Origin of the sequence: Streptomyces sp. NPDC048604 (assembly GCF_043199435.1) — a bacterium.
Classification (GTDB): Bacteria; Actinomycetota; Actinomycetes; order Streptomycetales; family Streptomycetaceae; genus Streptomyces.
Genome location: NZ_JBICVX010000001.1, coordinates 334,289 through 357,978, shown reverse-complemented (window position 1 = coordinate 357,978; position 23,690 = coordinate 334,289). Strand labels below are relative to the sequence as shown.

Annotated in this window: 32 protein-coding genes, 1 other RNA gene and 1 pseudogene; 26 read left to right on the top strand and 8 right to left on the bottom strand. The window is 71.4% G+C overall.

Features of this window, described 5'->3' with window-relative positions:
- Window positions 1-43: 43 nt before the first annotated feature.
- Window positions 44-796, top strand: coding sequence for a hypothetical protein (locus ACGFMM_RS01735; RefSeq protein ID WP_393642129.1), 753 nt, complete (start codon window positions 44-46; stop codon window positions 794-796).
- Window positions 797-891: 95 nt separating this feature from the next.
- On the opposite strand, the gene ACGFMM_RS01730 is transcribed toward ACGFMM_RS01735, so the two are convergent.
- Window positions 892-1,017 carry a hypothetical protein gene (locus ACGFMM_RS01730; protein ID WP_393642127.1) on the bottom strand — a complete coding sequence of 42 codons (126 nt, stop codon included), beginning with the start codon at window positions 1,015-1,017 and terminating at the stop codon, window positions 892-894.
- Window positions 1,018-1,064: 47 nt separating this feature from the next.
- Window positions 1,065-2,180 (bottom strand): hypothetical protein, encoded by a 1,116-nt coding sequence (locus ACGFMM_RS01725; RefSeq protein ID WP_393642126.1) that lies wholly within the window; start codon window positions 2,178-2,180, stop codon window positions 1,065-1,067.
- A 250-nt stretch (window positions 2,181-2,430) separates the two neighbouring features.
- On the opposite strand from ACGFMM_RS01725, the pseudogene ACGFMM_RS01720 reads away from it, so the two are divergent.
- From ACGFMM_RS01720 to ACGFMM_RS01705, 4 genes and pseudogenes are all read left to right on the top strand, one after another.
- Window positions 2,431-2,700 (top strand): annotated as a pseudogene (locus tag ACGFMM_RS01720) (iron-siderophore ABC transporter substrate-binding protein); the annotation flags it as partial.
- Window positions 2,701-2,791: 91 nt separating this feature from the next.
- The gene (locus tag ACGFMM_RS01715; protein ID WP_393642124.1) at window positions 2,792-3,610 is read left to right on the top strand and encodes a Nif3-like dinuclear metal center hexameric protein; all 819 of its coding nucleotides are present in this window, start codon (window positions 2,792-2,794) and stop codon (window positions 3,608-3,610) included.
- Window positions 3,607-4,350: a zinc ribbon domain-containing protein gene (locus tag ACGFMM_RS01710; protein WP_393642784.1), complete on the top strand. Its 744-nt coding sequence runs from the start codon at window positions 3,607-3,609 to the stop codon at window positions 4,348-4,350. The genes ACGFMM_RS01715 and ACGFMM_RS01710 overlap by 4 nt, the downstream gene beginning before the upstream one ends.
- Window positions 4,350-5,747, top strand: coding sequence for a bifunctional RNase H/acid phosphatase (locus tag ACGFMM_RS01705; RefSeq protein ID WP_393642123.1), 1,398 nt, complete (start codon window positions 4,350-4,352; stop codon window positions 5,745-5,747). Before ACGFMM_RS01710 ends, ACGFMM_RS01705 begins: the two co-directional genes overlap by 1 nt.
- A gap of 31 nt (window positions 5,748-5,778) precedes the next feature.
- On the opposite strand, the gene ACGFMM_RS01700 is transcribed toward ACGFMM_RS01705, so the two are convergent.
- On the bottom strand, window positions 5,779-6,396 hold the full coding sequence (locus ACGFMM_RS01700; protein WP_393642121.1) for a bifunctional 4-hydroxy-2-oxoglutarate aldolase/2-dehydro-3-deoxy-phosphogluconate aldolase: 618 nt from the start codon (window positions 6,394-6,396) through the stop codon (window positions 5,779-5,781).
- 63 nt (window positions 6,397-6,459) lie between these two features.
- Window positions 6,460-7,227, bottom strand: coding sequence for a peroxide stress protein YaaA (gene yaaA / locus ACGFMM_RS01695; protein ID WP_393642119.1), 768 nt, complete (start codon window positions 7,225-7,227; stop codon window positions 6,460-6,462).
- Between the two features lie 95 nt (window positions 7,228-7,322).
- On the opposite strand from yaaA, the gene ACGFMM_RS01690 reads away from it, so the two are divergent.
- Complete coding sequence (locus tag ACGFMM_RS01690; RefSeq protein ID WP_393642117.1) at window positions 7,323-8,765, top strand: RNB domain-containing ribonuclease; 1,443 nt, start codon at window positions 7,323-7,325, stop codon at window positions 8,763-8,765.
- Here ACGFMM_RS01690 and ACGFMM_RS01685 read toward each other — a convergent pair.
- Window positions 8,716-9,567 (bottom strand): hypothetical protein, encoded by an 852-nt coding sequence (locus tag ACGFMM_RS01685; protein ID WP_393642116.1) that lies wholly within the window; start codon window positions 9,565-9,567, stop codon window positions 8,716-8,718. The two genes, ACGFMM_RS01690 and ACGFMM_RS01685, sit on opposite strands and share 50 nt — an antisense overlap.
- Complete coding sequence (locus tag ACGFMM_RS01680) at window positions 9,564-10,349, bottom strand: MerR family transcriptional regulator (RefSeq protein WP_393642114.1); 786 nt, start codon at window positions 10,347-10,349, stop codon at window positions 9,564-9,566. Before ACGFMM_RS01680 ends, ACGFMM_RS01685 begins: the two co-directional genes overlap by 4 nt.
- 77 nt (window positions 10,350-10,426) lie before the next feature.
- On the opposite strand from ACGFMM_RS01680, the gene rnpB reads away from it, so the two are divergent.
- Window positions 10,427-10,828, top strand: an RNA gene (rnpB, locus tag ACGFMM_RS01675) — RNase P RNA component class A.
- 24 nt (window positions 10,829-10,852) lie between these two features.
- On the opposite strand, the gene ACGFMM_RS01670 is transcribed toward rnpB, so the two are convergent.
- Both ACGFMM_RS01670 and ACGFMM_RS01665 read right to left on the bottom strand, forming a co-directional pair.
- Window positions 10,853-12,229 carry a tyrosine-type recombinase/integrase gene (locus tag ACGFMM_RS01670; RefSeq protein ID WP_393642113.1) on the bottom strand — a complete coding sequence of 459 codons (1,377 nt, stop codon included), beginning with the start codon at window positions 12,227-12,229 and terminating at the stop codon, window positions 10,853-10,855.
- Window positions 12,230-12,605: 376 nt separating this feature from the next.
- Window positions 12,606-13,064, bottom strand: a complete 459-nt coding sequence (locus ACGFMM_RS01665) for a hypothetical protein (RefSeq protein ID WP_393642112.1) — start codon at window positions 13,062-13,064, stop codon at window positions 12,606-12,608.
- A gap of 556 nt (window positions 13,065-13,620) precedes the next feature.
- Between ACGFMM_RS01665 and ACGFMM_RS01660 the strand changes: the two genes are divergently transcribed.
- From ACGFMM_RS01660 to ACGFMM_RS01570, 19 genes are all read left to right on the top strand, one after another.
- Window positions 13,621-13,944 (top strand): hypothetical protein, encoded by a 324-nt coding sequence (locus tag ACGFMM_RS01660; RefSeq protein WP_393642110.1) that lies wholly within the window; start codon window positions 13,621-13,623, stop codon window positions 13,942-13,944.
- A gap of 87 nt (window positions 13,945-14,031) precedes the next feature.
- On the top strand, window positions 14,032-14,307 hold the full coding sequence (locus ACGFMM_RS01655; protein WP_393642109.1) for a hypothetical protein: 276 nt from the start codon (window positions 14,032-14,034) through the stop codon (window positions 14,305-14,307).
- Complete coding sequence (locus ACGFMM_RS01650) at window positions 14,304-14,489, top strand: hypothetical protein (protein ID WP_393642107.1); 186 nt, start codon at window positions 14,304-14,306, stop codon at window positions 14,487-14,489. The genes ACGFMM_RS01655 and ACGFMM_RS01650 overlap by 4 nt, the downstream gene beginning before the upstream one ends.
- Entirely contained in the window at window positions 14,489-14,743 is a 255-nt protein-coding gene (locus ACGFMM_RS01645; RefSeq protein WP_393642106.1) for a hypothetical protein, read from the top strand. Before ACGFMM_RS01650 ends, ACGFMM_RS01645 begins: the two co-directional genes overlap by 1 nt.
- Window positions 14,740-15,321 (top strand): hypothetical protein, encoded by a 582-nt coding sequence (locus ACGFMM_RS01640; protein WP_393642104.1) that lies wholly within the window; start codon window positions 14,740-14,742, stop codon window positions 15,319-15,321. The genes ACGFMM_RS01645 and ACGFMM_RS01640 overlap by 4 nt, the downstream gene beginning before the upstream one ends.
- Window positions 15,318-15,518, top strand: a complete 201-nt coding sequence (locus ACGFMM_RS01635; RefSeq protein WP_393642103.1) for a hypothetical protein — start codon at window positions 15,318-15,320, stop codon at window positions 15,516-15,518. The genes ACGFMM_RS01640 and ACGFMM_RS01635 overlap by 4 nt, the downstream gene beginning before the upstream one ends.
- A gap of 88 nt (window positions 15,519-15,606) precedes the next feature.
- The gene (locus ACGFMM_RS01630) at window positions 15,607-15,801 is read left to right on the top strand and encodes a hypothetical protein (protein ID WP_393642101.1); all 195 of its coding nucleotides are present in this window, start codon (window positions 15,607-15,609) and stop codon (window positions 15,799-15,801) included.
- Complete coding sequence (locus ACGFMM_RS01625; RefSeq protein WP_393642100.1) at window positions 15,798-16,076, top strand: hypothetical protein; 279 nt, start codon at window positions 15,798-15,800, stop codon at window positions 16,074-16,076. The genes ACGFMM_RS01630 and ACGFMM_RS01625 overlap by 4 nt, the downstream gene beginning before the upstream one ends.
- A gap of 235 nt (window positions 16,077-16,311) precedes the next feature.
- Window positions 16,312-16,800, top strand: coding sequence for a hypothetical protein (locus ACGFMM_RS01620; RefSeq protein ID WP_393642099.1), 489 nt, complete (start codon window positions 16,312-16,314; stop codon window positions 16,798-16,800).
- A gap of 121 nt (window positions 16,801-16,921) precedes the next feature.
- The gene (locus tag ACGFMM_RS01615; protein ID WP_393642097.1) at window positions 16,922-17,242 is read left to right on the top strand and encodes a hypothetical protein; all 321 of its coding nucleotides are present in this window, start codon (window positions 16,922-16,924) and stop codon (window positions 17,240-17,242) included.
- Window positions 17,239-18,216 carry a YqaJ viral recombinase family protein gene (locus ACGFMM_RS01610; RefSeq protein WP_393642095.1) on the top strand — a complete coding sequence of 326 codons (978 nt, stop codon included), beginning with the start codon at window positions 17,239-17,241 and terminating at the stop codon, window positions 18,214-18,216. Before ACGFMM_RS01615 ends, ACGFMM_RS01610 begins: the two co-directional genes overlap by 4 nt.
- On the top strand, window positions 18,213-19,013 hold the full coding sequence (locus tag ACGFMM_RS01605; RefSeq protein ID WP_393642094.1) for a recombinase RecT: 801 nt from the start codon (window positions 18,213-18,215) through the stop codon (window positions 19,011-19,013). The genes ACGFMM_RS01610 and ACGFMM_RS01605 overlap by 4 nt, the downstream gene beginning before the upstream one ends.
- Window positions 19,014-19,084: 71 nt before the next feature.
- Entirely contained in the window at window positions 19,085-19,459 is a 375-nt protein-coding gene (locus tag ACGFMM_RS01600; protein ID WP_393642092.1) for a hypothetical protein, read from the top strand.
- Window positions 19,456-19,704 (top strand): hypothetical protein, encoded by a 249-nt coding sequence (locus tag ACGFMM_RS01595; protein WP_393642090.1) that lies wholly within the window; start codon window positions 19,456-19,458, stop codon window positions 19,702-19,704. The genes ACGFMM_RS01600 and ACGFMM_RS01595 overlap by 4 nt, the downstream gene beginning before the upstream one ends.
- A complete protein-coding gene (locus ACGFMM_RS01590) occupies window positions 19,701-20,504 on the top strand; it encodes a hypothetical protein (RefSeq protein WP_393642088.1) in 804 nt (267 codons plus the stop codon). The genes ACGFMM_RS01595 and ACGFMM_RS01590 overlap by 4 nt, the downstream gene beginning before the upstream one ends.
- Window positions 20,504-20,935, top strand: coding sequence for a hypothetical protein (locus tag ACGFMM_RS01585; RefSeq protein ID WP_393642087.1), 432 nt, complete (start codon window positions 20,504-20,506; stop codon window positions 20,933-20,935). Before ACGFMM_RS01590 ends, ACGFMM_RS01585 begins: the two co-directional genes overlap by 1 nt.
- 35 nt (window positions 20,936-20,970) lie before the next feature.
- Entirely contained in the window at window positions 20,971-22,044 is a 1,074-nt protein-coding gene (locus ACGFMM_RS01580) for an HNH endonuclease (RefSeq protein WP_393642085.1), read from the top strand.
- Window positions 22,044-23,003, top strand: coding sequence for a hypothetical protein (locus tag ACGFMM_RS01575; RefSeq protein WP_393642083.1), 960 nt, complete (start codon window positions 22,044-22,046; stop codon window positions 23,001-23,003). The genes ACGFMM_RS01580 and ACGFMM_RS01575 overlap by 1 nt, the downstream gene beginning before the upstream one ends.
- Entirely contained in the window at window positions 23,000-23,668 is a 669-nt protein-coding gene (locus ACGFMM_RS01570; RefSeq protein WP_393642082.1) for a hypothetical protein, read from the top strand. Before ACGFMM_RS01575 ends, ACGFMM_RS01570 begins: the two co-directional genes overlap by 4 nt.
- Window positions 23,669-23,690 lie beyond the last annotated feature (22 nt).

The window sequence follows — 23,690 nt, the reverse complement described above, 5'->3', positions numbered from 1 at the left end:
CGTACCCATGTGGGCGGTGGACGGGCCGCTGCAAGGTTCCTTCATGCGAACGAAGTTCCTTGCGAAGCCCGTCCTGGCCGCCGCGCTCGGCTGCCTGCTCCTGTCCGCCTGCGGCACCGCGCAGAGCGGCGCCGTCCGCGAGAAGGGCCCGGACGGCACCGTCCGGGCGTCGGCCGGCGCCGAGGCCCCGTCGGGCGACGACGCCCCGTCGGGCGACGATGCCGCAGAGCTGCGGTTCATCGCCCTCCTCGGCCGTACGCTCCAGGACTGCGACCCGCAGGCCCCCGCCGACAAGGGCGGCGGCGTGCCCAGACCCGAGGACCTGCCCGGTTACGAGGGCCCGCAGCCTCCGGCATACGGACCGGGCGAGACTCCGCCCGGGACCCCGAACGCCGACGGGGACATCCCCGTCCCGCTGCCTTCCGACGCTCCCGAGCCCGCCCGGACCGGCTCCGCCCGGCCCGCGCCCGCGGTCGAGGTGCCGCTGACCGGCACGGAGGTGTGCGTGGCCGACGCGCACGCGAAGCGGGTGACCGAGGCGTTCGGGAAGGAGCGCACGACCGACCACGCGGCCATGCTGCGGAAGCTGACGGACCTGGACTACCCGACGGAGCGGATCCACCGGATGCCCGACCGTTCGGGCGCGCCCGTGGTGCGGATCGACCTGAGGTTCATGGGCGGGCACGCGGCCCTGGAGGTCACCGGGTCCGGCAGCGGGGTCGGCGTCGAGCCGTTCGGGGCGCCGGAGGGCGAGGACGTGAAGCTGGCGGAGGTGCGGCGGAAGCCCGGTTCCTGACGAGGTCTCCGGTGATTCCTGACGGGGTCTTCGGCTTCCTGACGGGGTCTTAGGCGTGCCTGGGGCGGGAGGTCCCCCCGCCCCAGGGGCCGTGGTCAGTCCTCCGCGTCGCGGCGGTGGCGGCCGTGAGGCGCGGACTCCGGCTCCTCCTGGCCGGACGGATTGCCGCGGTGGCGGCCGTGAGGGGTGGACTCGGTCGAGTCCGGCGTGGATTCCTGCATGGTGGGACTCACCCCGTGATGATCGCTTGCGTCTTGCGGGGCGGATTCTAACGAGCCTTCACGTCAGGAGTTCTGCCGCCCGGCAGCGGCGCCTGCTGCAACGGGACCGGACGGCACGGCTCCACCACCGGCGCCGGCTCCGGAGGCGCCGGCGGCACTTCGAGGGCCGCCACCCCGCACGGCGCCGCGGCCGTCGCGTACGGGAGCCGCAGCGTCCCCTGCGGCGTCCAGACCCCCGTGCCGTCCAGCCAGCCCGCCGGTGCGGCCAGTTGGGCCAGCCGCTTCGACGTCGGGGTCCACATGCCCACCCAGCTACCCGCCCCCGCGTCCATCCGCAGCGCCACCGAACAGCTCTCCGGCAGCAGGACCTGGCCCGGCTGCACCGCGAACGGGGACACCGCCGTGTCCGCCGGGTCCAGGCAGTCCGGGAAGCGCACCGGGCGCGTGCTGCCGAGCACGCCCCAGCCGAGGCGCTCGCGCCCCGGCGACGGCGCGTCGGAGCCGATCAGCAGCAGTCCGCTGTCCGGGTCGGCGAGGAGCAGCCGGTCGTCGCTCTCCTCCGTGATCTGCAGCAGCGGTGTCACCTCGCCGCCCCGCTCCAGATCCACCGCCACCGCCTTCAGCGGCCCGTCGTCGAGCCGCCGGTCGAGGGCGATCATCCGCCCCGTACGGTCCAGCCAAACGCCGCCCGTGCAGGCGCCCTTGATGTCCGCCACCCGCTCCGGGCCGAACTCCCCGCCCGCCACCAGCCACAGCTCCGTGGTGTACGGGCCGACGGCCATCGCGTACGCGCACGTCCCGTCCGGCGACGGGGGCAGGAGCACCAGCTCCGCGTCCGACTCGACCGCGCCCAGGAACAGTTCGCCGGTGCGCGGTCCGGTCGGGTACAGCAGCGAGAACGTCAGCCGGTCCCCGGCGCGCCGGCAGATCAGCACCCGCCCGTCCGCCAGCGGCAGCACCTGGGCGTCCGGGTCCTCCGGTTGGTCGAGCGGCAGCGGCACCGCGTACGGCTCCGGGCCGTCCAGCGTCCAGCGCTCCGCGTACAGCGCGTCGCCGCTCCCCGCGAGCCGGGCCGCGTAGGCGCCGTCCGCCGTGATCGTGAACTTGCTCGGCCGTGCCGCGCCTTCCCCGTCCGCGGCCGCCTCGATGGCACACGCTGTCATCGACTCGTCACCTCCGGCCTTCGAAGCTAGTTTTCGCACTTCCTGCCGAACAACACGAGCCTGGTCACTTCACACATAAGGGTGGCCGTGAATCGATTCTGCTGAGGGCGAGGGGGCGGCTGTGCTGGTCTGGTGGGGCGTGAGCAAGGCAAGGCGACCCTAAGTGGGGCCTCGGCGCCCCGTGCGGGCCGCCGTGAAGCAGTACCCGGCACCGCCCGCACGTCCCCACGGAGGAGACTCCCCATGTCCGGGCACGGACGCCGAGCCCGGCCAGTTCACCCGCACCCTCACCCACGCCATGGGCAGGACGGAGCTGAAGGCCGCCCCGAAGCGGGTCGTCGTCCTCGACGTCGGCGAGCTCGACAACGTTGTTTCGCTCGGGATCAAGCCCGTCGGCTCTGCGCCGTCCGAGGGGGACGATGGCATCCCCACGTACCTGAGGAAGGACGCGGGCGCCCCCAAATCCATCGGAACGATCAACAATCTCAACCTCCTCGCGGACCTGCGCGGCCACCTGGTGAAGTAAGGAGCAGGACCCGGTCTGTGGACAGCGCGCATCGCCGTCCACAGGCCAGGGCGGCCGGGCGCACAGGCCAGGTAGCCTTTCCCTCGTGCCCCGTCTGTCTGAAGTCATCGCCGAGCTCGACGCCCTCTGGCCCCCCGAGCGGGCCGAGCAGTGGGACGCCGTCGGCACCGTCTGCGGAGACCCCGACGCCGAGGTCTCCCGCGTGCTGTTCGCCGTCGACCCCGTCCAGGCGATCGCCGACGAGGCGATCTCCCTCGGCGCGGACCTGATCGTCACGCACCACCCGCTCTATCTGCGCGGGACGACGACGGTCGCGGCCTCCCACTTCAAGGGCCGCGTCGTGCACACCCTGATCAAGCACGACATCGCCCTGCACGTCGCGCACACCAACGCCGACACCGCCGACCCCGGCGTCTCCGACGCCCTCGCCGGCGCGCTCGACCTGCGGGTCACCGGCCCGCTCGTCCCCGAGACCGGCCTCGGCCGGATCTGCGAGCTCGACGTCCCCGAGACGCTCGGCGAGTTCGCCGCGCGCGCCGCGAAGCGGCTGCCCGCCACCGCGCAGGGCATCCGCGTCGCCGGAGACTCCGGCATGATCCTGCGCCGGGTCGCCGTCAGCGGCGGCTCCGGCGACAGCCTCTTCGACGTCGTGCGGGCCTCCGGTGTGGACGCGTTCCTCACCGCCGACCTGCGCCACCACCCGGCGTCCGAGGCGTCCCAGCACTCTCCGCTGGGCCTCGTCGACGCCGCCCACTGGGCCACCGAGTGGCCCTGGTGCGAGCAGGCCGCGGCGCAGCTCGACGAGATCTCCGACCGCCACGGCTGGGACCTGCGCGTCCACGTCTCGAAGACGGTCACCGACCCCTGGTCCTCCCACCACGATTCATCTGGAGCCCCCAACTGAACGCCGCGCCCGCCGACCAGATCCGTCTCCTCGACGTCCAGGCCCTGGACGTCCGCCTCCAGCAGCTTGCCCACAAGCGCAAGTCGCTGCCCGAGCACGCCGAGATCGAGTCGCTGACCAAGGACCTCACGCAGCTGCGCGACCTGCTCGTCGCCGCGCAGACCGAGGAGAGCGACTGCGCCCGCGAGCAGACCAAGGCGGAGCAGGACGTCGACCAGGTGCGCCAGCGCGCGACCCGCGACCAGCAGCGCCTGGACTCCGGCGCGGTCTCCTCGCCGAAGGACCTCGAGAACCTCCAGAAGGAGATCACCTCGCTGGCCAGGCGCCAGGGCGACCTGGAGGAGATCGTCCTGGAGGTCATGGAGCGCCGCGAGGGTGTGCAGGAGCGCGTCGCCGAACTGACCGAGCGCGTCTCGGCCGTCCAGGCGAAGACCGAGGACGCGACCGCGCGCCGTGACGCCGCGCAGGCCGAACTGGACGCGGAGTCCGCGTCGGTGGGCAAGGAGCGCGAGCTCGTCGCCGCCTCCGTCCCGGCGGACCTGATCAAGCTGTACGAGAAGCTGCGCGAGCAGCAGGGCGGCGTGGGCGCGGCCCGGCTGTACCAGCGCCGCTGCGAGGGCTGCCACATCGAGCTGAACATCACCGAGCTGAACGAGGTCCGGGCGGCCGCGGCGGACACCGTGGTGCGCTGCGAGAACTGCCGCCGGATCCTGGTCCGCACGGCGGAGTCCGGCCTGTAATGCGCCGGCTGATCGTCGAGGCGGACGGCGGCTCCCGGGGCAACCCGGGTCCCGCCGGGTACGGCGCGGTGGTCCTGGACGCGGCGACCGGGGAGACGCTGGCGGAGCGGGCCGAGTACATCGGTGTCGCGACGAACAACGTCGCCGAGTACAAGGGCCTGATCGCCGGTCTGACGGCGGCACACGAGCTGACCGGCGGCGCGGCCGACGTCTCGATCCTGGTCCGGATGGACTCCAAGCTGGTCGTCGAGCAGATGTCCGGCCGCTGGAAGATCAAGCACCCGGACATGAAGCCGCTCGCGGCGGAGGCGGGCCGGGTCCTTCCGGCCGGCCGGGTGCGCTACGAGTGGATCCCGCGCGAGCAGAACAAGCACGCGGACCGGCTCGCCAACGAGGCGATGGACGCGGGCAAGCGTGGCGAGCAGTGGCGTCCGGCGGACTCCTCGGCCGCCCTCGACGCGGCCGCGGCCCGCAACGCGGCGGCCCTGCCGCCCGCCCCGGCCGGCCCGCCCGGAGACGCGGCGGCCGGCGCGGCGAAGGCGCGGGCCGCGCTGTCGGTCACGCGGACGCCCGCCGCCGACGAGGCGCTGTTCGCGCCGGACGAGACGGTGGCCGCGCAGGCGCGTGCCTCGCTGACGGGCGAGGCCGTCGCCGGCGGTGACTTCGAGGCCGCGGCGGGCGGAGCGGCGTACGCGGTACGGCACGGCGGTACGGCGGCGGAGGCCGCGACTCCCGCCCCCGCCCGCGGTTGGGGCGCCGGGCCCGACATGGGCGCGCCCGCGACCTTCGTGCTGCTGCGGCACGGCGAGACCGCGCTCACGCCCGAGAAGCGCTTCTCCGGGAGCGGGGGCAACGACCCCGAGCTGTCCGCCGCCGGGCTGCGCCAGGCCGACGCGGTGGCCGAGGCGCTCGCCGCGCGCGGCACGATCCAGGAGATCGTCAGCTCGCCGCTGAAGCGCTGCCGCCAGACCGCCGAGACCGTCGGAGCCCGCCTGGGCCTGGACGTCCGGATCGAGGAGGGCCTGCGCGAGACGGACTTCGGCGCGTGGGAGGGCCTGACCTTCGGCGAGGTGCGCGAGCGGTATCCGGAGGACCTGGACGCCTGGCTGGCCTCCCCGAAGGCCGAACCGACCGGCGGCGGCGAGAGCTTCGCCACGGTCGCCCGCCGGGTGTCGTCCACGCGGGACCGGCTGGCCGCGGCGTACGCGGGCCGCACGGTCCTGCTGGTCACGCACGTCACGCCGATCAAGACCCTGGTCCGGCTGGCGCTCGGCGCCCCGCCGGAGTCCCTGTTCCGCATGGAGCTGTCCGCCGCCTCGCTGTCCGCGGTGGCGTACTACGCGGACGGCAACGCGTCCGTGCGGCTGCTCAACGACACCTCGCACCTGCGGGGCTGACGCACCGGAGCCTCAGCTCCGCGGCGCCGCCTCAGCTCCGCAGCGCCGCGGCCTCGCGGGCCAGGGACTCCACGCGGGACCAGTCCTTGGCCGCGAGGGCGTCCGGCGGCAGCATCCACGTACCGCCGACGCAGCCCACGTTGGGCAGGGCCAGGTAGGAGGGCGCGGAGGCCGGGCCGACGCCTCCCGTGGGGCAGAAGCGGGCCTGGGGGAGCGGGCCGGAGAGCGACTTCAGGTAGGGGACGCCGCCGGCGGCCTCCGCCGGGAAGAACTTCATCTCCGGCACGCCCTGCTCCAGCAGCGCCACGACCTCGGAGGTCGTCGACACGCCGGGCAGGAACGGCAGCCCGGACGTCCGCATCGCGTCGAGCAGCCCCTCGGTCCAGCCGGGGCTCACCAGGAACCGCGCACCGGCCGCGTCCGCGTTCGACACGTTCGCCGCGGTCAGGACCGTCCCCGCCCCGACGACGGCCTCCGGCACCTCGTCGGCGATCGCCCGGATCGCGTCCAGCGCGGCCGACGTCCGCAAGGTCACCTCGATGGCGGGCAACCCGCCCGCCACCAGCGCACGGGCCAGCGGCACGGCGTCGGCGGCGTCCTCGATCACGGCGACGGGCACGACGGGGGCAAGGTCGAGGACACTCATCATGCGCCCATCCTGCCGAGAGCGAGCGCAGGGCGCAACGATCGTTGCGGAGGGCGCAACGAGTCCTCAGTGGATCTCGTCCACCAGCACGTCCAGGGCCCCCGCCTTCGCGCCCTCCTGGACCACGTACCCCAGATCCCGCAGTGCAGTCACCAGTTCCGTGCGGTCGCCCGGGGCGGCGCCCGACTCCAGGAGGCTGCGGACGATGCGGCCCTTCGTGGCCTTGTTGAAGTGGCTGACGACCTTGCGGGTCGGCGCGTGGAGGACGCGTACCGTCGCCGTGCGCTCCGCCACCGCGCCCTTGGGCCGCCACGCCGTCGCGTACGCCGACGAGCGCAGGTCCAGGACCAGGCCGTCGCCCGCCGCCTCCGGCAGCACCGCGGCCATCGGGGCCCGCCAGTGCGCGCCCAGCGCGCCGAGCCCCGGCAGCTTCACTCCCATCGAGCAGCGGTACGACGGAATCCGGTCGTCCACCCGCACCGCGCCCCACAGCCCCGAGAACACGAGCAGCGAGGCCCGCGCCCGCTTCCGCGCCGCCGCGTCCAGCGTCGACAGGCCCAGCGCGTCGTACAGCACGCCCGTGTAGATCTCCCCGGCCGGCCGCGCGCCCGCCGTCCGCAGCCCGGCGTTCTTCGCGAGCTCCCCGCGCAGCCCCTCGCTCAGACCCAGCACCTCGCGGGCCTTCTCCTCGTCGGCCACGCACAGCTCGACCAGCTCGTCCAGGACGGCCGCCCGCGCCTGCGCGAGCCCCGGCAGCGACAGCGACTCCGGCTTCAGCGGCGCCCCGCGGCCGGAAGCGGCCTTGCCCTCCGACGGCGGCAACAGCACGAGCACGGTGGTTCTCCTTCGTAGACGCGAGGGTGGGGGTGCGGCCCCGACCGCCCAGCCTACAAAGTGCCGGGCCAGGCCCCCCGCCATACGCTCGGTCCATGCCCCGCCGCCATCTGCACGTGACCGGCGCAGCCGAGGCTCCGCTGCGGGCCGCGCTGCGCGCCCTGCGCGCCGAGCTGGCGATCCCCGACGCGTTCCCGCCCGCGGTCCTCGCCGAGGCCGACGCCGCCGCGCGCGAACCGCGGCTGCCCGCCGAGGACGCCACCGACCTCCCCTTCTTCACCATCGACCCGCCCGGCTCGACCGACCTCGACCAGGCCATGCACCTCACCCGGCGGGGCGACGGCGGCTATCGCGTGCACTACGCCATCGCCGACGTCGCCGCGTTCGTCGCGCCCGGCGGCGCGATCGACGCCGAGGCGCACCGCCGTGTCCTCACCCTCTACTTCCCCGACGGTCGCGTCCCGCTCCACCCGCCCGCCCTCTCCGAAGGAGTCGCCAGCCTGCTCCCGGGCCAGACCGTGCCCGTCCTGCTCTGGCGGATCGACCTCGACGCGGAGGGCCGCCGGGTCGCCACCGACGTACGTCGCGCCCTCGTCCGCAGCCGCGCGCGCCTCGACTACGCGGGCGTCCAGCAGAAGATCGACGACGGCACGGCCGAGGAACCGCTCGCCCTGCTGCGCGAGATCGGCCGGCTGCGGGAGGCGCTGGAGGCCGAACGCGGCGGGATCTCCCTCAACGTCCCCGAGCAGGAGATCGTCGAACGAGGCGGCTCCTACGCGCCGGTGTACCGCGCCCCGCTGCCCGCGGACGCCTGGAACGCCCAGATCTCCCTGCTGACCGGCATGGCCGCGGCGGACCTCATGACCGCCGCCGGCACCGGCATCCTGCGCACCCTGCCGACCGCCCCCGACGGCGCGGTCGCCCGGCTGCGGCGCTCGGCGAAGGCGCTCGGCGTCGACTGGCCGCACCACGTCTCGTACGCGGACGTGGTCCGCCGCCTCGACCCGGGCAACCCGCGCCACGCCGCGTTCCTGCAGGACTGCACGACGCTGCTGCGCGGCGCGGGCTACACCGTCTTCACCGACGGCAGGCTGCCGACGCCCGCCCTCCACGCGGCGGTCGCGGACGAGTACACGCACTGCACCGCGCCGCTGCGCCGGCTGGTCGACCGTTACGCGGGCGAGCTGTGCGTGGCGGCGGTCGCGGGCCGGGAGCCCCCGGAGTGGGCGGCCGCGGCGCTGGCCGCGCTGCCGGAGGAGATGGCGGCGGGCGCGCGGCGGGCGAACACCGTGGAGCGGGAGAGCGTCGACCTCGTCGAGGCGGCGCTGCTGCAGGGACGGGTCGGGGAGGTCTTCGACGCGTACGTGGTCGACGTGAAGGAGCAGGAGCCGACGGTCGGCACCGTCCACCTCGACGACCCGGCGGTCGTCGCCCGCGTCGCGGGCGGCGCCGACGAGCTGCCGCTGGGCCGCTGGCTGCGGGTCCGGCTCACACAGGCGGACCCGGCGCACGCGAAGGTGGAGTTCGCTCCGGCGTGACGGAGTCACGCGCCACCGCCTCGCGCAGGGCGGCGGCCAGGGAGCGGGCGTCGTCCGCGTGGAAGCGCAGGATGCTCACGAGGCGGGGCGCACCGAGCAGCCGGGGCGCGTCGACGGGCTCGGTCAGCTCGATGGTGACCGAAGTCTGGGACCCCACCGCCAGATTCAGCTCCCCGTCCTTCTTCTCGTGCGTGAACAGCGACTCCTGCCGGACCGAGGCGATCCGGTCCAGCGGGACGCGCACGTCCACATGGGCGGCCTGCCGCAGCCGCAGCTCGCCGCCGGACAGGACGTGCGGCCGGGTGACGGACGCGGCGTGCAGACCGAGCACGAACAGCACCGTGTACACGTCGAGCACAAGGACGATCGCGTGGACGACGGGGAGGTCGGCGAGCAGGTACGACATGCCGACCGTCTCCACGAGGCAGACGAAGGCGAAGCCGTACATCAGCGCCGCCTGGTCGCGGGCGTGGGCGAAGGACCGGTCGCCGGCCGTCAGCCCGACCCGCCTGCGGGCCGCCCAGAGCACGAGGCTCGCCATCAGCCTCAGTTCGTGCCCGATCAGCCGCAGCACGGGCTCGGGCACCAGCATCCCGAGGGCCTCCCGCGCCGAGAGCCCGCCGCGCCGCAGCCGCGCGTACGAGACGACCTCGGCGGCGAACAGCACCACCACCAGGACTTCGGCGACGAGCAGCACCCCGGCGGGTATCCGGACGCCGGCGACGAGACAGACGGCGAGCACGACCTCGAACGGCAGCGCGGTGTAGGCGAAGCCCCGCAGCACCCGCACGACGCCGCTCACCGGGCACGCTCCCGCACCAGCCGCAGCGCTTGGAGGACGACCGCCTCCTGGGCGGGCGCGAGGTCGGCGAAGAACGCGGCGGCCAGCTCGCTGTCCGCCGGGACGACGTCCGCGTCCCCGAGCCCGGCGGCGACCTCGTCGGGCAGGGTGTCGGCGAGGAACCGCGCGGCCTCGGCGACCCGGGGGTCGTCCGGCGCGGCCTCGGCGAGCGCGTCGAGCCGCGCGTACAGCTCGTGCGCCCGCTCCACCGCGCCGGGCGCCTCGGCCAGCTGCCGCATGGTCTCCATGAGCCGGTCCCGCGCCTCGCCCTCGGGGGCGACGGTCTCAAGCAGCGTCAGCATCTCCCGGTCCTTGGCGGCCATGGGCGACTCGGGCCGCCCGGCGCCGGTCCGGGCGACGTCGTGGAACAGCGAGGCGAGCGCGGGGGAGACGGGCCCCTCGGCGGTCAGGATGCCCTCCCGCGCCTGGACGAGCAGCCCGGCGAGCCGCTCCCGCCGCTCGTGGATCACGGCCTCCTGCCGGCGCAGGTCCTCGTCCAGCTCCTCCAGGACCTCGACGAGCTCCCGTCCGCCCTCGTCCGCGAGTACGTCCCGTACTTCGTCGAGCCCGAGCCCCAGTTCGGTCAGCCGCCGGATCCGCGCGAGCAGCACCGCGTCGCGCACGGTGTACCGGCGGTACCCGTTGGCCCGCCGCACGGGCTCGGGCAGCAGCCCGAGGTGGTGGTAGTGCCGCACGGCCCGCGGGGTGACCCCGACGAGCGCGGCGATCTCGCCGATTCGCATGACCCCAGTACAAACCCTGACGCTGCGACAAGGTCAAGCCGGCCCACGACGGCGGGTAGCATGGTCGGCACGGCAGACGAGCCGGGCGGACGGCCGCGTGGCGATCTTCGGATCGCCCCGAGGAACGTCCGGGCTCCACAGGGCAGGGTGGTGGGTAACGCCCACCCGGGGTGACCCGCGGGACAGTGCCACAGAAAGCAGACCGCCGGGGACCTCGGTCCTCGGTAAGGGTGAAACGGTGGTGTAAGAGACCACCAGCGCCTGAGGTGACTCAGGCGGCTAGGTAAACCCCACCTGGAGCAAGGTCAAGAGGGGTCGTCTCCGGACGGCCCTGCGCGAACGTTCGAGGGCGGCCCGCCCGAGTTCGCGGGTAGACCGCACGAGGCCGGTGGCAACACCGGTCCTAGATGGATGGCCGTCTCCCCGGCCGCCGCGAGGCGACCGGGCGACAGAACCCGGCGTACAGCCCGACTCGTCTGCCGCCTAAGCCCCTGACCAGGGGCTTAGCTCATTTCTGGAGCCTCATCCGAGTCGCCGGGGAGAATCTGGGGAGAATCGTCGGCGCTGGAGTCGCCAGGCTCGCTGGAGGGTGTCGACGGGGACATCCACGAGCCAAGAGCGGTCAGTGCCCTCTTCCCTGACTTCGGCATGAAGTGCACGTAGGTCCGCAGCGTGAACGCCGGATCGCTGTGCCCGAGCCAGGAAGCCAGCTGTGTGACCGTCTCGCCCTCCGCCAGCACGATGCTCGCGAACGTGTGGCGCGTGGCGTGGAAGCCGTCCTCCCGCGGCATGGCCCACGAGACCCGCCGCCACGGCTTCTTCCCCTTCCCCTGCACGTACTCGACCTCAGGGCGCGGAATCACCTCCGCTGCGGCCAGCGCCGGCTTCCACAGCTTGTCGTCGAAGTAGGTGCGGTTCATCGCTCCGCCGCTCTTCCCTGACGTGCGTGCCGTGGTCACAAGGAGCCGTACTGTCCGAGTGGGGCGCTTCTCCCACTCCAGGCTGGGCCTGTCGGGGTCCACCCAGGGCAGTGTCACCTCGACCGGCGGGAACGCCGCGGCAAATGCCTTGATGGCACGCGCTAGCTCCGGCGGACACGGCGCCGTGCGTGTCTTGTTGCCCTTCGGAGGCGCGAACGCGAGCTTGCCGCCCACCCGGACCACCTGACGCGTCACGGCGATGGTGTCGTCGTCCTCCACGTCGTCGGGGGAGAAGCCGAAGCACTCTCCCTGCCGCAGACCGGCACCGACGGCAAGGTCGAGCAACACCTGGTAGCGATCAGGGAGTTCGCGACGCACGGCCGCGACTCTGTGCTTCGTCCACGCCTTCGCCTTCGACGGAGGCGCGGAAGGCGGTGAGAGATCCTCGTCCCGGAACGGGTTCTCCGGGATGCGCTTCGCCTTGTGCGCGGCCTGCATGATGGACGAGAAGTGCCGCCACGTGGTGCGGACCGTGTTGACGTCGATGTCCTGCTCAACTCGGGTGAGCCACGCCCGGATCTCGTCGTGGCCGATCCTGTTCAGCGGCAGGTGCCCGATGTGAGGAAGGATGTGCCGGAAGACCCGCGGCTGCATCGACTGCTTCGTACCGGGCGGCTTACGCAGATGCGGCCACCAGTGCACCCGGACGTACTCGTCGAGGAGCATGGTGCCGTCGCGCGGGTCGTAGAAGGTACCGCGGCTGGCGTCGGTGGCCGAAGACTTCAGCCAGGCCTTCGCCTGGGCCTCTTTCTCGAACGACCGGTCGCGGACGCCTGGAATGCCGGCGACACGCCACCGCTTCCCCTGCCCATGGCGAGCCGTCTTCAGCCGAGTCGGCTTGCCACTGGCAGGGTCGGCGGGCCCCTTCCTAAACCAGCGGTCCTCGATGTACCCGGGCATGGGGGACTCCTTCCTCCGGCGGGGAGTTGAGCGACATCACCCCACCTCTCCACAGTTGGAACCACTGTCCACCAGCTATGACCGCCTCCGCGGCCGAGTTGAGAGCAGCCACGCCTTCGGGGACGAACAGCCTCTGCGAGAGCTCGAACCTGATCCAGCCAGGCCCTTCCGTGACTCTCACGGGCGCGTCCTCAGGAAGATCAGCGAGCTCATAGGTGACGGACAGCACGGATCCACCCCCTAGGGGCATTCAGGGAACGGGAGGTCCCTGGGACGGATGAGGTCAGATCCGAAAATAGTCGCACTCACCTGCGGCTACAACGGTCTGTTGCGAATCCGATTCGATCCGTGTTCAGAGACGTTCTGCCCGGGCCAGTCAGCCCTCATCCCGCTTGGCGCGCTCGTCGGCCTCGATCATCGCCTGCCACCGGCGCCGCTCCGAGCGCTCCATGCCCGCCAGGTGCGCCACGATGACACGAATGTCGTCGTCGTAGCCGGCGAGTTCGGTCGCCTGGTAGTCGAGGTACTGGATCGCCGCGGCGCGCTGCACGACAGCGAGCGGCTTCTGTAGGGCAGCTGCGAGTGCACGCAGTCGGTCGGGCGTGGGCGCCGTCGGGACTGCGTTCGTGGCCATCTTCTGGAAGTACGGCTTCGAGAGAGGGAAGCCGGCTGTCGCTGCCCTGTCGGCCATGTCCTGGTAGGAGACTCCGCGGCCGTCATCGTTGACGGTCCGGACGAGCTGGCTCAGTGCGTCACGGTCCATGTCCCTGGCGAGGTTCTCGGGGATGTCGTGCGAGGGGGCAGTGCGATTCCGCTCGGGGGCTGACGCCTCCATGCCGCTTTCTCCTCGGGTCTCGTTCACGATGCCGTCTCTCGTCTGATCCGTTCTGATCCAGCAAATCGCAGGTCAGGCCGTACAACCTTCTCGCCTCGAAGACGAAGCGTCTACAGCTTGATGCTACCGCCGGGGGTTCTTGGGGAAAACTTCACATCCGGCCGTTCCAATCCGTAGACGAGTCGTATTCGGATGTGCTTCGATGTTCCCATCGAGAGGCGAGCTGTTCCGATCGGGAGACGGTGCATGTGCGTTACCAACTGCGCGACAAGAACATCCTTCGGTGGTGCATGGAACACCCCGGTAGGGGGGTCCCCTACACCACCCGCACTCTCGGCGCCGTGATCCAACGCCACCACTCGCTGATCGGTCACCTGCTGACCGGCGAGAGGCGTGACGCCGCAGCCGAGGACGCCCAAGCCATAGCGGAGGCCGTCGGCGTAGCCCTCCTGGTGCTTTTCGCGCCTCCCGCGTCTCCGAATCAGAACGCAACGGCTCCGGAGGGCTAGAAAGCCCCGCCGGCCACCCCAGGCCCCCACGCCAAGAGAGGAACCCAGTGTCCGAGAACCGAAAGCGCAGCACCCCGCCCCCGCCCGAGGGCTTCGTCTGGGCCCAGGACTACCGCGACGACGACGGCCGGATTGTGAAGGGCACCGCCAGCCGTCTCGGGATCTCCTACAGCACGTACCGCAAGTGGCGGATGCGCGGAGAAGGCCCGCCCGCCATGCGCATCGGCACGCGGCTCGCGACCCGCATCACCTGGATCGATCACTTTCACGAGCAGCGAGAGAGCGAGGCGCTCTCCTCTTTCGACGCCGCGGTCCAGGCCATCGAACACTCCATGCGCCCCGCTGAAAGCCGGCTCACCCCCGCCGCCTAGAGCGGCATGCGGGCCGCCGCCGGTGTGTCAGAGCCCGACGGCGCCCTAGATCCACCCCTCACCAGTCGAAGGAAGAAGAGGCTTCTCATGCCCCGATTGTCGCACGAGCACCCCGCGTCGGTGCCCGTCCCGATCCCCGACCGAGTCGCGGCCCTGATCGGCTCGACCGTCCCGATGCCCGTCTTGCAGGCCGAGTTCGACGCCGTCAGCGCCGTCCGTGAGGTTCTCCGGTTCCGCGGCCCGCTGTGCGCCGAGGACCAGCAGGACCGCGAGCAGGCCCTCGCCACGCTGGCCCGCGCGAACAAGGTGCTCGCCAAGTACGACCCGCGGCTCGTGGTGACTCCGAAGGCGGTGGCCCGATGACCGTCAACCCGATCGAGCGCCTGGACACGCCGACGGCCGTGCTGGAGCGGCAGATCGCGGAGATCCGTGCCACCGCCCGTAAGGCGTGCCCTGACCCGGACGGCGCCCACCTCGAGGACTGGCACGCGTTCCTCGACATCGACCCCGACCTCGCCGGCCGCGACTACACCCGAGGTGTCTGATGATGCATTCATACGCGTACTGGACCAGGACGGGAACCGCCGCCTCGTACCAGCCGCCGATCGCCTGCCTGACGCTCTGCTCCACGGACGACCCGAGCGGCACCTCGCTGCAGATGCAGTTCCCGTCAAGCATGTCGGTCGAGGAGCAGTTGATCGTCGCTGACCGCGTCCTCGCAGGTGTGCAGAAGTGGCGAGACGGCATCGCCGAGTGGGTTGAGACCTCCAACCGCAACCGCGCGGGAGGCGACCGATGAAGTGCGGCGAGCCGCTGTTCCAGGACGGCGAGACCATCAGCATCTACGACTGCGTCCGCGACCTCGGCCACCCCGGCGCCCACGAGGACGCCCGCGGCCGGAAGTACCCGCGGCCTGTGCCGAGCGGTGACGCCGAGGAGATCCTCGACTTCATCGACCGCGGCGTCCCCCGGCACCAGCGGTGGGACCTGAACGAGCGCGAGTACTACGTGAGGTTCGAGGTCACGAACGTCTACCTCGTCCCGGTCTCCGCCGAGAGCGAGGACGCCGCCCTCCGTCAGTACGAGGACTACTCCGACTTCCCCGACTTCAGCCACGAGCAGGCCATCGACGGCGGGATCGAGGTGTCCCGGCCGGATCGGTACGACCTCGACAACCTGACCGGTGCACCGATCGGGCCTCAGGTCGCCTGCCCGGACTGCGGCAAGTTGTCGATGAGCCGGGCCTGGTACCACAGCCCGTACCGGCGCTGCCACGGTCCGATCGAGTGGACCGAGACGAAGAGCCCCAGCCCGCGCTACCGGTACCGGCGGGCGTTCCCGCAGGGCCCGACGCCGGTGTACGAGGCCGTGTCATGACCCGCCGGACGGTGGATGTCCTGTCGCCGCTGCTGTCGGTGCCGGAGATACCGCCCGCCGCGAGCCACCAGCTCCGCACCGGCCCCGACCTCGCCCCGCGGACTGTGGTCCCGGCCTGGGTCACCGACCCGGACGTCATCGCCAGCATCCTCGCCGGCTTCGTCAACATCCCCGACGACCTGCGGGGCACCCGATGACCCGCGCCTGGCTGACCCTCGCCGCCGCTGCCGCAGCATCCCTCGCGCTCCTCGCACTGGGGCGACACCTCAACTGAGGAGACCACCGATGACCGACCGCGAGCACGAACTCCTCGCCGAGGTGCAGGACCTGCGCGGCAGGCTGCGCATCGCCGAACGGCAGCTCGAGTGGCTCGATCCTGAGCTCGTCCGACTCCGCGACGAGAACGCTCAACTCCGCGCCGAGAACGTGGACCTCACCCGGGCCCTCGGCCTCAACGAGCCGGAGGAGGTGGCGGCGTGAAGCTCATGGTCGAACTCGACGGCCAGATCCTTCCCCTGGCCCAGTGCTTCTGGATCCACGTCGCCCCCAACGGCTGTGTCTGCGGCAGCAGCCACGGCGACCAGGCGCTCACCGCCGACGACGCCCACAAGGTGTTCCGGGCCCGCCAGCGGGACCGCGACCGGGAGATTCGGGACGGGTGGGCTATGCGGCTCGTAACCCGCGAGCAGTGGGACCAGCAGGCCAAGCCATGCCTCATGGGCGAGTGCGAGCACCGCAAGGAGGTGGCGGCGTGAGCGACTACCTGCGCTGCCCGATGCCCACTGCACACACCACGTCGACATCGCCAAGACCCTGACGCCGACCGAGGACCTCGAACGGCACCTCATCGAGGCGCACGGACTGCCCGAGGTCAGCGCCAGCTACCAGGCCGACCTCATCCGCCCCATCACGGCCCCCAAGGCCGCCTGACTCGCCGGGCCGGCGGTGAACCGCCCCGCCGCCCCGGCGCACAAGCCTCAAGGAGACGCCATGACCATCAGCACCCGCCCCACCGCCGATGCCATCGAGACCGCCCCCGGCCTCATCACCTACCAGGTCCCCGGCCGAACCGAGTGGCGACTCGCCCACCACTCCGGCCTCGCGCTCGCCTACTGCCGCGACCAGCAGCACGCCGAGCACACCGCTCGCCTCATCGCCGACTTCACCGACTGGACCCGCAGCGCCGACGACATCCGCGGCAACGAGGACGTCATGGCCGGGATGGACGAGCTGAGGTTCCTCATCAGCTACGAGGCCAGCGCGGTCGTCCCCGAGCGCTACGAGCCGTTGTCGTCGACGTACACCGACGAGGACATCCGGCAGGCCGCGGCCTACCACGAGGGCGACACCACCGACGGGCTCGCCGTCATCAGCTCCATGGCGCAGAGCTCGAAGTTCGCCGGCCTCGACACGGACTCGTTCAACGAGGCGTTCGGCAAGGTCATGCGGATCGTGCACCCCGAGCACTACGCCGCCTGAGCCACCCGCCGGCCGCTGGATGACACCGGCCAACGCCCGGCGGGTCAAGCCACTCCACCCAGGCCCCGCACACCGCCGCACCGCGCGGGGCCTCCCCTTCCACACCCTCATGGAGCCCGTAGTGAGCCACGCCAATCCCACCCGCCTCTTCGGAGAGGACCGCGCTCGCGTCGGCTGGGCCGACGACGAGTGGTCTGTCTGGATCCTCGGCATGGACGACGTCCACCCGCAGCCCAGCCTCGACGAGGCGCTCCAGTTCGCTGCCGAGCACAACGCAGCCTTCGCCGAACTCCGACTCCGCGACGGCGACCACGCAATCCCCCTGTACGCAGTCGTCCTCCACCACGGCTACGCGTGGACCCAGCCCACCGAGCACGCCCACAGCGTCAGCTGCGGCATCGACAGCTGCAACACCTGCGCCACCGATGAGGTGGCCGCGTGACGCTCAACTACCCGTCCGGTGCGCAGATCGTCCTTGGGCCCGACGCGTCGGCCGACGAGTGGCACGCCGTCCGCGCCACCGGCATCGGCGGCAGCGACATCGCCGCCATCTGCGGACTCAACCCGTACACCAGCCCCTTGGAGATCTGGCTCAAGAAGCGAGGCGAGACCGTGCCCCGCCGCCACGACCCGATCCTCTCCGAGGCCGCCGAGATGGGCCACGAACTCGAACCCGTCGTCGCCCGCCGCTTCGCCAAGGCCACCGGCCTCCCGGTCATCGAGAACCCCGGCACCCTGCGCCACCCCGGCCTGCCGCACATGCTCGTCAACCTCGACCGCGCCACCGTCGAGCCCGCCGGCGACATGGGCGCCGTCGAGCTGAAGACCCGCTCCTCCTACGCCCTGCCCGACTGGATCGACGAGACCCCCGTCGAGGTGCAGGTTCAGGTGCAGTGGCAGCTCGCGGTCACCGGCTGGCGCTACGCCTGGACCGCGGCCCTCATCGGCGGACAGCGCACCATCGTTCACCGCATCGACCGCGACCAGCAGCTCATCGACGATCTCATCGCCATCGGCAGCGAGTTCTGGGGATGGGTCCAGACCGGCACCCAGCCACCGCTCGACGGCAGCCACGCGACCGGCGAACTCCTCGACCGCCTGCACGCCACCCCCGTCGACCAGATCGTCGTCGCCGACCCCACCGAGGTCGAGAAGTGGCTGAAGATCCGCGCCACTGCGAAGGAACAGGCCGAGGCCGCCGACATCGCCCTCACCGAAGCCGAGAACCACCTCAAGGCCATCGCCGGCAACGCCACCGACGTCCACATCCGCGGCGAACTCGCCTACTCGTGGCGGCCCCGACGCGGCTCCATCCACTGGAAGGACGCCGCCCTCGCCGCCGACCCCGATATCGACGCCGAGCAGTACCGCGGCGAACCCACCCGCGTCTTCAACGTCCACCTGGAGAACCTGTGACCTCCGACGCCCGCAACGCCGTCGCCCGCCGAGCCGCCAACGTCGGCCAGGTCGAGCAGGCCGGCGAGCAGCCCAAGCCGACCATGGCGCAGCAGATCGAGCGCATGAAGCCCGAGATCGCTCGCGCCCTGCCCAAGCACATGGACGCCGACCGCATTGCCCGCATCGCGCTGACGCTGATCCGCAAGAACCCGGACCTGGCCGGTTGCACCACGGAGTCGTTCCTCGGCGCCCTGATGACCTGCTCGCAGCTCGGCTTCGAACCCGGCTCGCCGACGCAGGAGGCGTACATCGTCCCGCGCAAGGGTCAGGCGGAGTTCCAGCTGGGCTACCAGGGCATGGTGACGCTCTTCTACCAGCACCCGATGGCGTCGTCGGTGAAGGTCGAGACCGTCCGCGAGAACGACCACTTCGAGCACGAGGAAGGCCTCGAGGAGAAGCTCGTCCACCGGCCCTGCCAGGACGGTCCCCGCGGTCGCGCCGTCGCCTACTACTCCATCGCCCGGCTGGTCAACGGCGGCCGCACCTTCAAGGTCATGTACCCGTCCGAGATCGAAGAGCGCCGCCAGAAGATGCCGTCCGGCAACAGCCCGGCCTGGCGGAACAACTACGACGAGATGGCCAAGAAGACCGTCCTGCGCAACCACTTCAAAGCCCTGCCGAAGAGTGCCGAACTCGCCCGCGCACTGGCCCACGACGGCACCGTCCGCACCGACTGGCAGCCAGACGCCATCGACGTCCCGCCCGAGTACCTCGAAGACCCGCAGCGGCCCGAGCTCGAAGCCGGCCCCCAGTAGCGCCACGGCTCGCCCCGAGGCAAGCGGGGCGAGCCACCACCCAGCAGACCACAGCAGAGAGGACCACCGCCATGACCCGTCACCTCACTCCGGCCGAGCGTCTCGCCTCCGCCGAGAAGGACCTGCTGCTCGAGGACATCGCCGACCAGTCCTCGTGGGACCGGTTCCTCGTTGAGCAGGCCGTCTTCCACTACGGCACCCGCCACGACGAGTGGTCCGCGAACGACTTGCGCGACGTGCTGCCGGAGCTGGCGCACGGCTTCCTCGGCGCCGTCATCAACAGCCTCCGCACTGCCGGCGTCATCGAGCACACCGGGCGGGTCGTCCCCTCCACTCTCGGCTCCACCCACGGGCACCGGATCGCCTGCTGGCGCCTGAGCGTCAAGGGCCTCGTCATAGCCGAGCAGCGTCGCGGCCGCGCCAGCCAGAGGCAGGCAGCCGCATGACCGCCACCGCTGTCGCCGCGGCCCTCGCGGTCGGTCTCGCGGCCCTCCTCCGGGCCCGCCGCACCGACGCCCGCCGCATCGCCGCCTACCGGCACCGCGTCCGCACCGCCGACCAGGTCATGGACGACGCCCGCCGCTGGCGAGCCAACCGCCGCAAGCACGAAGCCCGCGAAGACCACGCCACCTGCGAAGCCATCTACGCCCTCCCCACCATTCCCCGGCAGCGAAAGGAGACAGGACAGTGACCCGCAGCATCCCCGCGCACGGCACACAGGGCCGCTACAAGGGCACCGCCAACCGCCCGCCGTGCCACTGCACGAAGTGCGTCGACGGATGGACCAGGGCCGGCCAGAAGCGACTCCTCAGCCGACTCAACGGCCAGCCCGCCAGCATCCCCGCAGAACCCGTCACCCGCCACATCGCCAAGTTGCACGCCGCAGGGATGAGCACGGGCCAGGTCGCTGAAGCCAGCGGCGTGAACGCCAGCACCGTCCGAGACCACGCCCGCGGCGCCTTCCCCACCATCCACCGCACCACCGCCGAGAAGATCCTCGCCGTCCGACCGTGCCACCAGGCGTCGATCGGTTTCGTCCCCGCTCTCGCCAGCACGCGCCGCTGCCAGGCCCTCTACGCCGCAGGCCACGCACCCGACACGATCGCCGCCGCGCACCCTCACCTGCAGGTCCGCAGCGTCGAGTACATCGTTCGCGGTTCTCGCCAACGCGTATCCGTCGCCAACCACAACGCCATCGCCGAGGCGTACATGCAGCTGGCCGACATCCCCGGCAACAGCCGGGTACGGGAACGGGCCTCTGCCGAGGGCTGGGCCGGCCCCGAGTACTGGGACGACGAGGACTTCGGCAACCCGGACTTCACGCCAGCGACCAGCGACGCCCTGAACGTCCTGCAGCTCGGGGCTCACCGGCGCCGGGAGATCGCCCACCTCGCCGCCAGCAACGTCCCCGAGCACGAGATCGCCGCGCGGCTCGGCATGGCACGCGCCTACGTCCACGACCTCATCCGCGACATGGGAAAGGCAGCCTGATGAACGCCAAGCGCGTCGGGGCCGGCGCCCGCGAGCGGCTCTACACCTCCACCACAGACACCTACGACAGCGCCCACGACCTCGACTACATCGCCATCGAACGTGTCCTGAACGGCGAGCCCGCCATTCTCACCGTCCCCGAGAAGATTCACGCCGCTCGGGTGCTCGACGCCCGCGGGCACTCGGTCACCGACATCGGCCATCGCATCGGCTCCGACCGTTCCACCGTCAGCGGCTGGAAGGCCAACGGATGGAAGCCCGGCAAGCCGGCCGCGGTCGTCAAGCCGCGGCGAGACCCGCCGAAGTGCGGAGAGCCCCGCATGTACCGCCGGCACCTCCAGAACGGCGAAAGCTGCGACGTCTGCCGAGCCGCCAACGCAGCCGCGGACCGCCGCTACCGCCTCACCGGCAGCCGCCAGACCGCCGCCTAGACCACCCACCCCTTACGTCAGGAAGCAGACCTCCCATGGCCGTCTCCAAGCGCCTCCGCTACGAGATCCTCCGCAGGGACAACCACACCTGCCGGTACTGCGGAGCCACAGCCCCGGGCGTGCCTCTCCGAGTTGACCACGTCGTTCCGAAGGCTCTCGGCGGCACCGACACCCCCGACAACCTCGTCACCAGCTGCGAACCCTGCAACAGCGGCAAGAGCAGCGTCCCGCCGGACGCTGCGACCGTCGCCGACGTAGCCCGCGACACCGTCAGATGGTCCGTCGCATGGAAGCAGGCCGCGGAAGAGGAGCGCCTCAGCAGCGCTACCCGGGCAGCCAGGACCGCCGAGGTCATGGAGGTATTCACCCGCAGCGTTACAGCCAGGTACGGAGTTGCCCCCCACCTGCCGCAGGATGCAGAGGCCTCTGTGGTGCGCTGGCTGGAGCTGGGGCTTCCCCAGGAGAAGATCGTCGAACTCATCGCTTACACCGTCGGCAGGACCGCAGTCGCCCCGGACAACAAGTGGCGGTACCTCGCCGGCTGCTGCTGGAGCGCCCTGAAGGGGATTGAGCAGCGCACGCGAGCGATTCTCCTCAACCAGGGTGAGGCGACCGAGCCGGAAGGTGAGGACGACCTCGACGAAGACGATGAGATCCACGTCGCGGCAGCAGTGGCTCTGAGCCGTACCTGGTCGCCCGGAGTGGGTGGCTTCCGAGAGCTCTACCTGGCTGTACAGACCGCAATCTTCGAGTGCTATTCCGTGGACGACATTGTCGGAGCTGCCACGTGGGGCGGTGTTCTACAGGAGCCGGATATCACCGTCTTCCTGTCTGCCCGTGACGACTACAAGTTGACGGAGGCAGAGCAGGCAGCAGCGGGGACGATCCTGCTGACGTGGCGTAGCGCCCGCAAGGCTGCCGACCTTGACGAAGTGGAGAGCGGGCGCCTGGCCCAGTCCACGTTCGCCGCCCTCTCCCGCGGCTTCAGCATCGACGACGTGGTGGCTGCGACCGCTCTCGCCGGCCGTTTCAACGACCCCAACATCACGCACTACCTGCCTCGCTGGTCGCCACGCGTCGAGCACGCTCTCAAGTCACTGGAGAGCTGATGCCCTGGTTCCGGATTGACGACAAGGCTCACACCCACCCGAAGCTGATCAAGGCGGGGAACGCTGCGCTCGGCCTGTGGCTGCGCTGCGGTGCCTACGCGGCCCAGCACTTGACCGACGGCATCGTGCCTGGGGTTGTTGCCGACCTCTACGGCACCAAGCCCCAGGCGGCCAAGCTCGTCAAGGCCGGCCTATGGCACGAGCACGGCCACGACTGCGGCGGGGGCTGCCCCAACCCAACTCCAGGCGACTACGTCTTCCACGACTTCCTGGACGACGGCCGCAACACGTCCCGCGCCCGGCATGAGGCGGAAAGGAAGAAGGCGCGGGACCGCCAGGCGAGGCACCGCGAGGGAGTGGCAGGCGCTGGAAACAGCGACCAAAAGGACGAGGAATCGAAGGACTTTACCTTCGATTCCTCCTCGAAAAAAAGCGAAAGTGCTTCGGAAAAATCTCAAAGCTCAGACGAACGTGCAGGTCAGAGTGGTACGTCACGCCGTGACGCTTCCGTCACGGGTATCCATGCCGGTGCCACTCCTCACCCCAGTACTTCCTACGGAAGTACTGGTGCTGCTAGCGAGGAGAGACCGAGCGGCTTCCCTGACCGCCTTGCCGAGCTGAAGCGGAGCATCGCCAACGCCGGTCTCGCAGGCGTCGCCTGGGACCTCCGCGAATCCGGCTGGGAGATCACCCGCCAAGCCATGGACCGCGTCGGCGTCCCCGCGATGGTCGCCTACGCCGTCAACTCGTCCCGGCTCAAGGGACAGCCTGCCGGTGCTTCGGCCTGGGTCCAGGGGTGGCGTTCCCTCGAGCCTCCCGAGCGGCAGGACGGAGTCGCCTATCTGCCCGCGGCCGTAGGCCAAAGCGGACCCGTCGGCCGGCATCAACAGGAGACCAACGACCTCTTCGACCGTGCCATGCAGCGGGCCAAGAACCGCATGAACCAGGAGGGATCATGACCCCGGACGAAACGGTGGTGCTGGCTCGCTACGTGCGGGCCCTCTGCCCGCAGCAGAAGTTCGACGAGTACACCCCCGACGCCTGGCACGACGTCCTCGGCGATTACCGCCTCGATGCCGCCCGTGCCGCTGCCGCGGCTGTTGCCAAGCGGCAGCCGTTCGTCAGCCCCGCCGAGATCATCGCTGAGATCAAGCAGCAGCGAGGCAACCGCGCGACCGACTTCCAAGGGCCGGGACTCCCGGCCGAGGTTCCTGATGCCGACCCCGACGACGTCCAGGCGTACCTCGCCGCCCTGCGCGATCAGCGCACGAGGGCCGCGGATGGCATGGAGCTGAAGCGCCGGCCCGTAGCCGAGCTCATCTCGGGCGTCGTCCAGGCGCTGCCGGCCATCCCGGGGCAGCAGGCGGAGGAAGTCGTCGAGGTCCGCAGGCCCGGCCCGCTCGGTATCGCCTGCCCGACGTGTCAGGCCGCCATGGGCCGGCCGTGCCGGGTCGAGATCGGTGAACGGCGCCGCGAACTCCGCACACCGCACGCGGCCCGGAGCCGCGTCGCGGAGGGCGGACCCGCGCTGCTCGAATCCCCGGCCGAGATCGAGAGCCGACGATCCGCATCCGCGGCCCGTCTGGCCAGCCTGGCAGCCGCTGAAGCGCTGCCCGATGAGTGACAACTACCGCTTGCCACGGCAC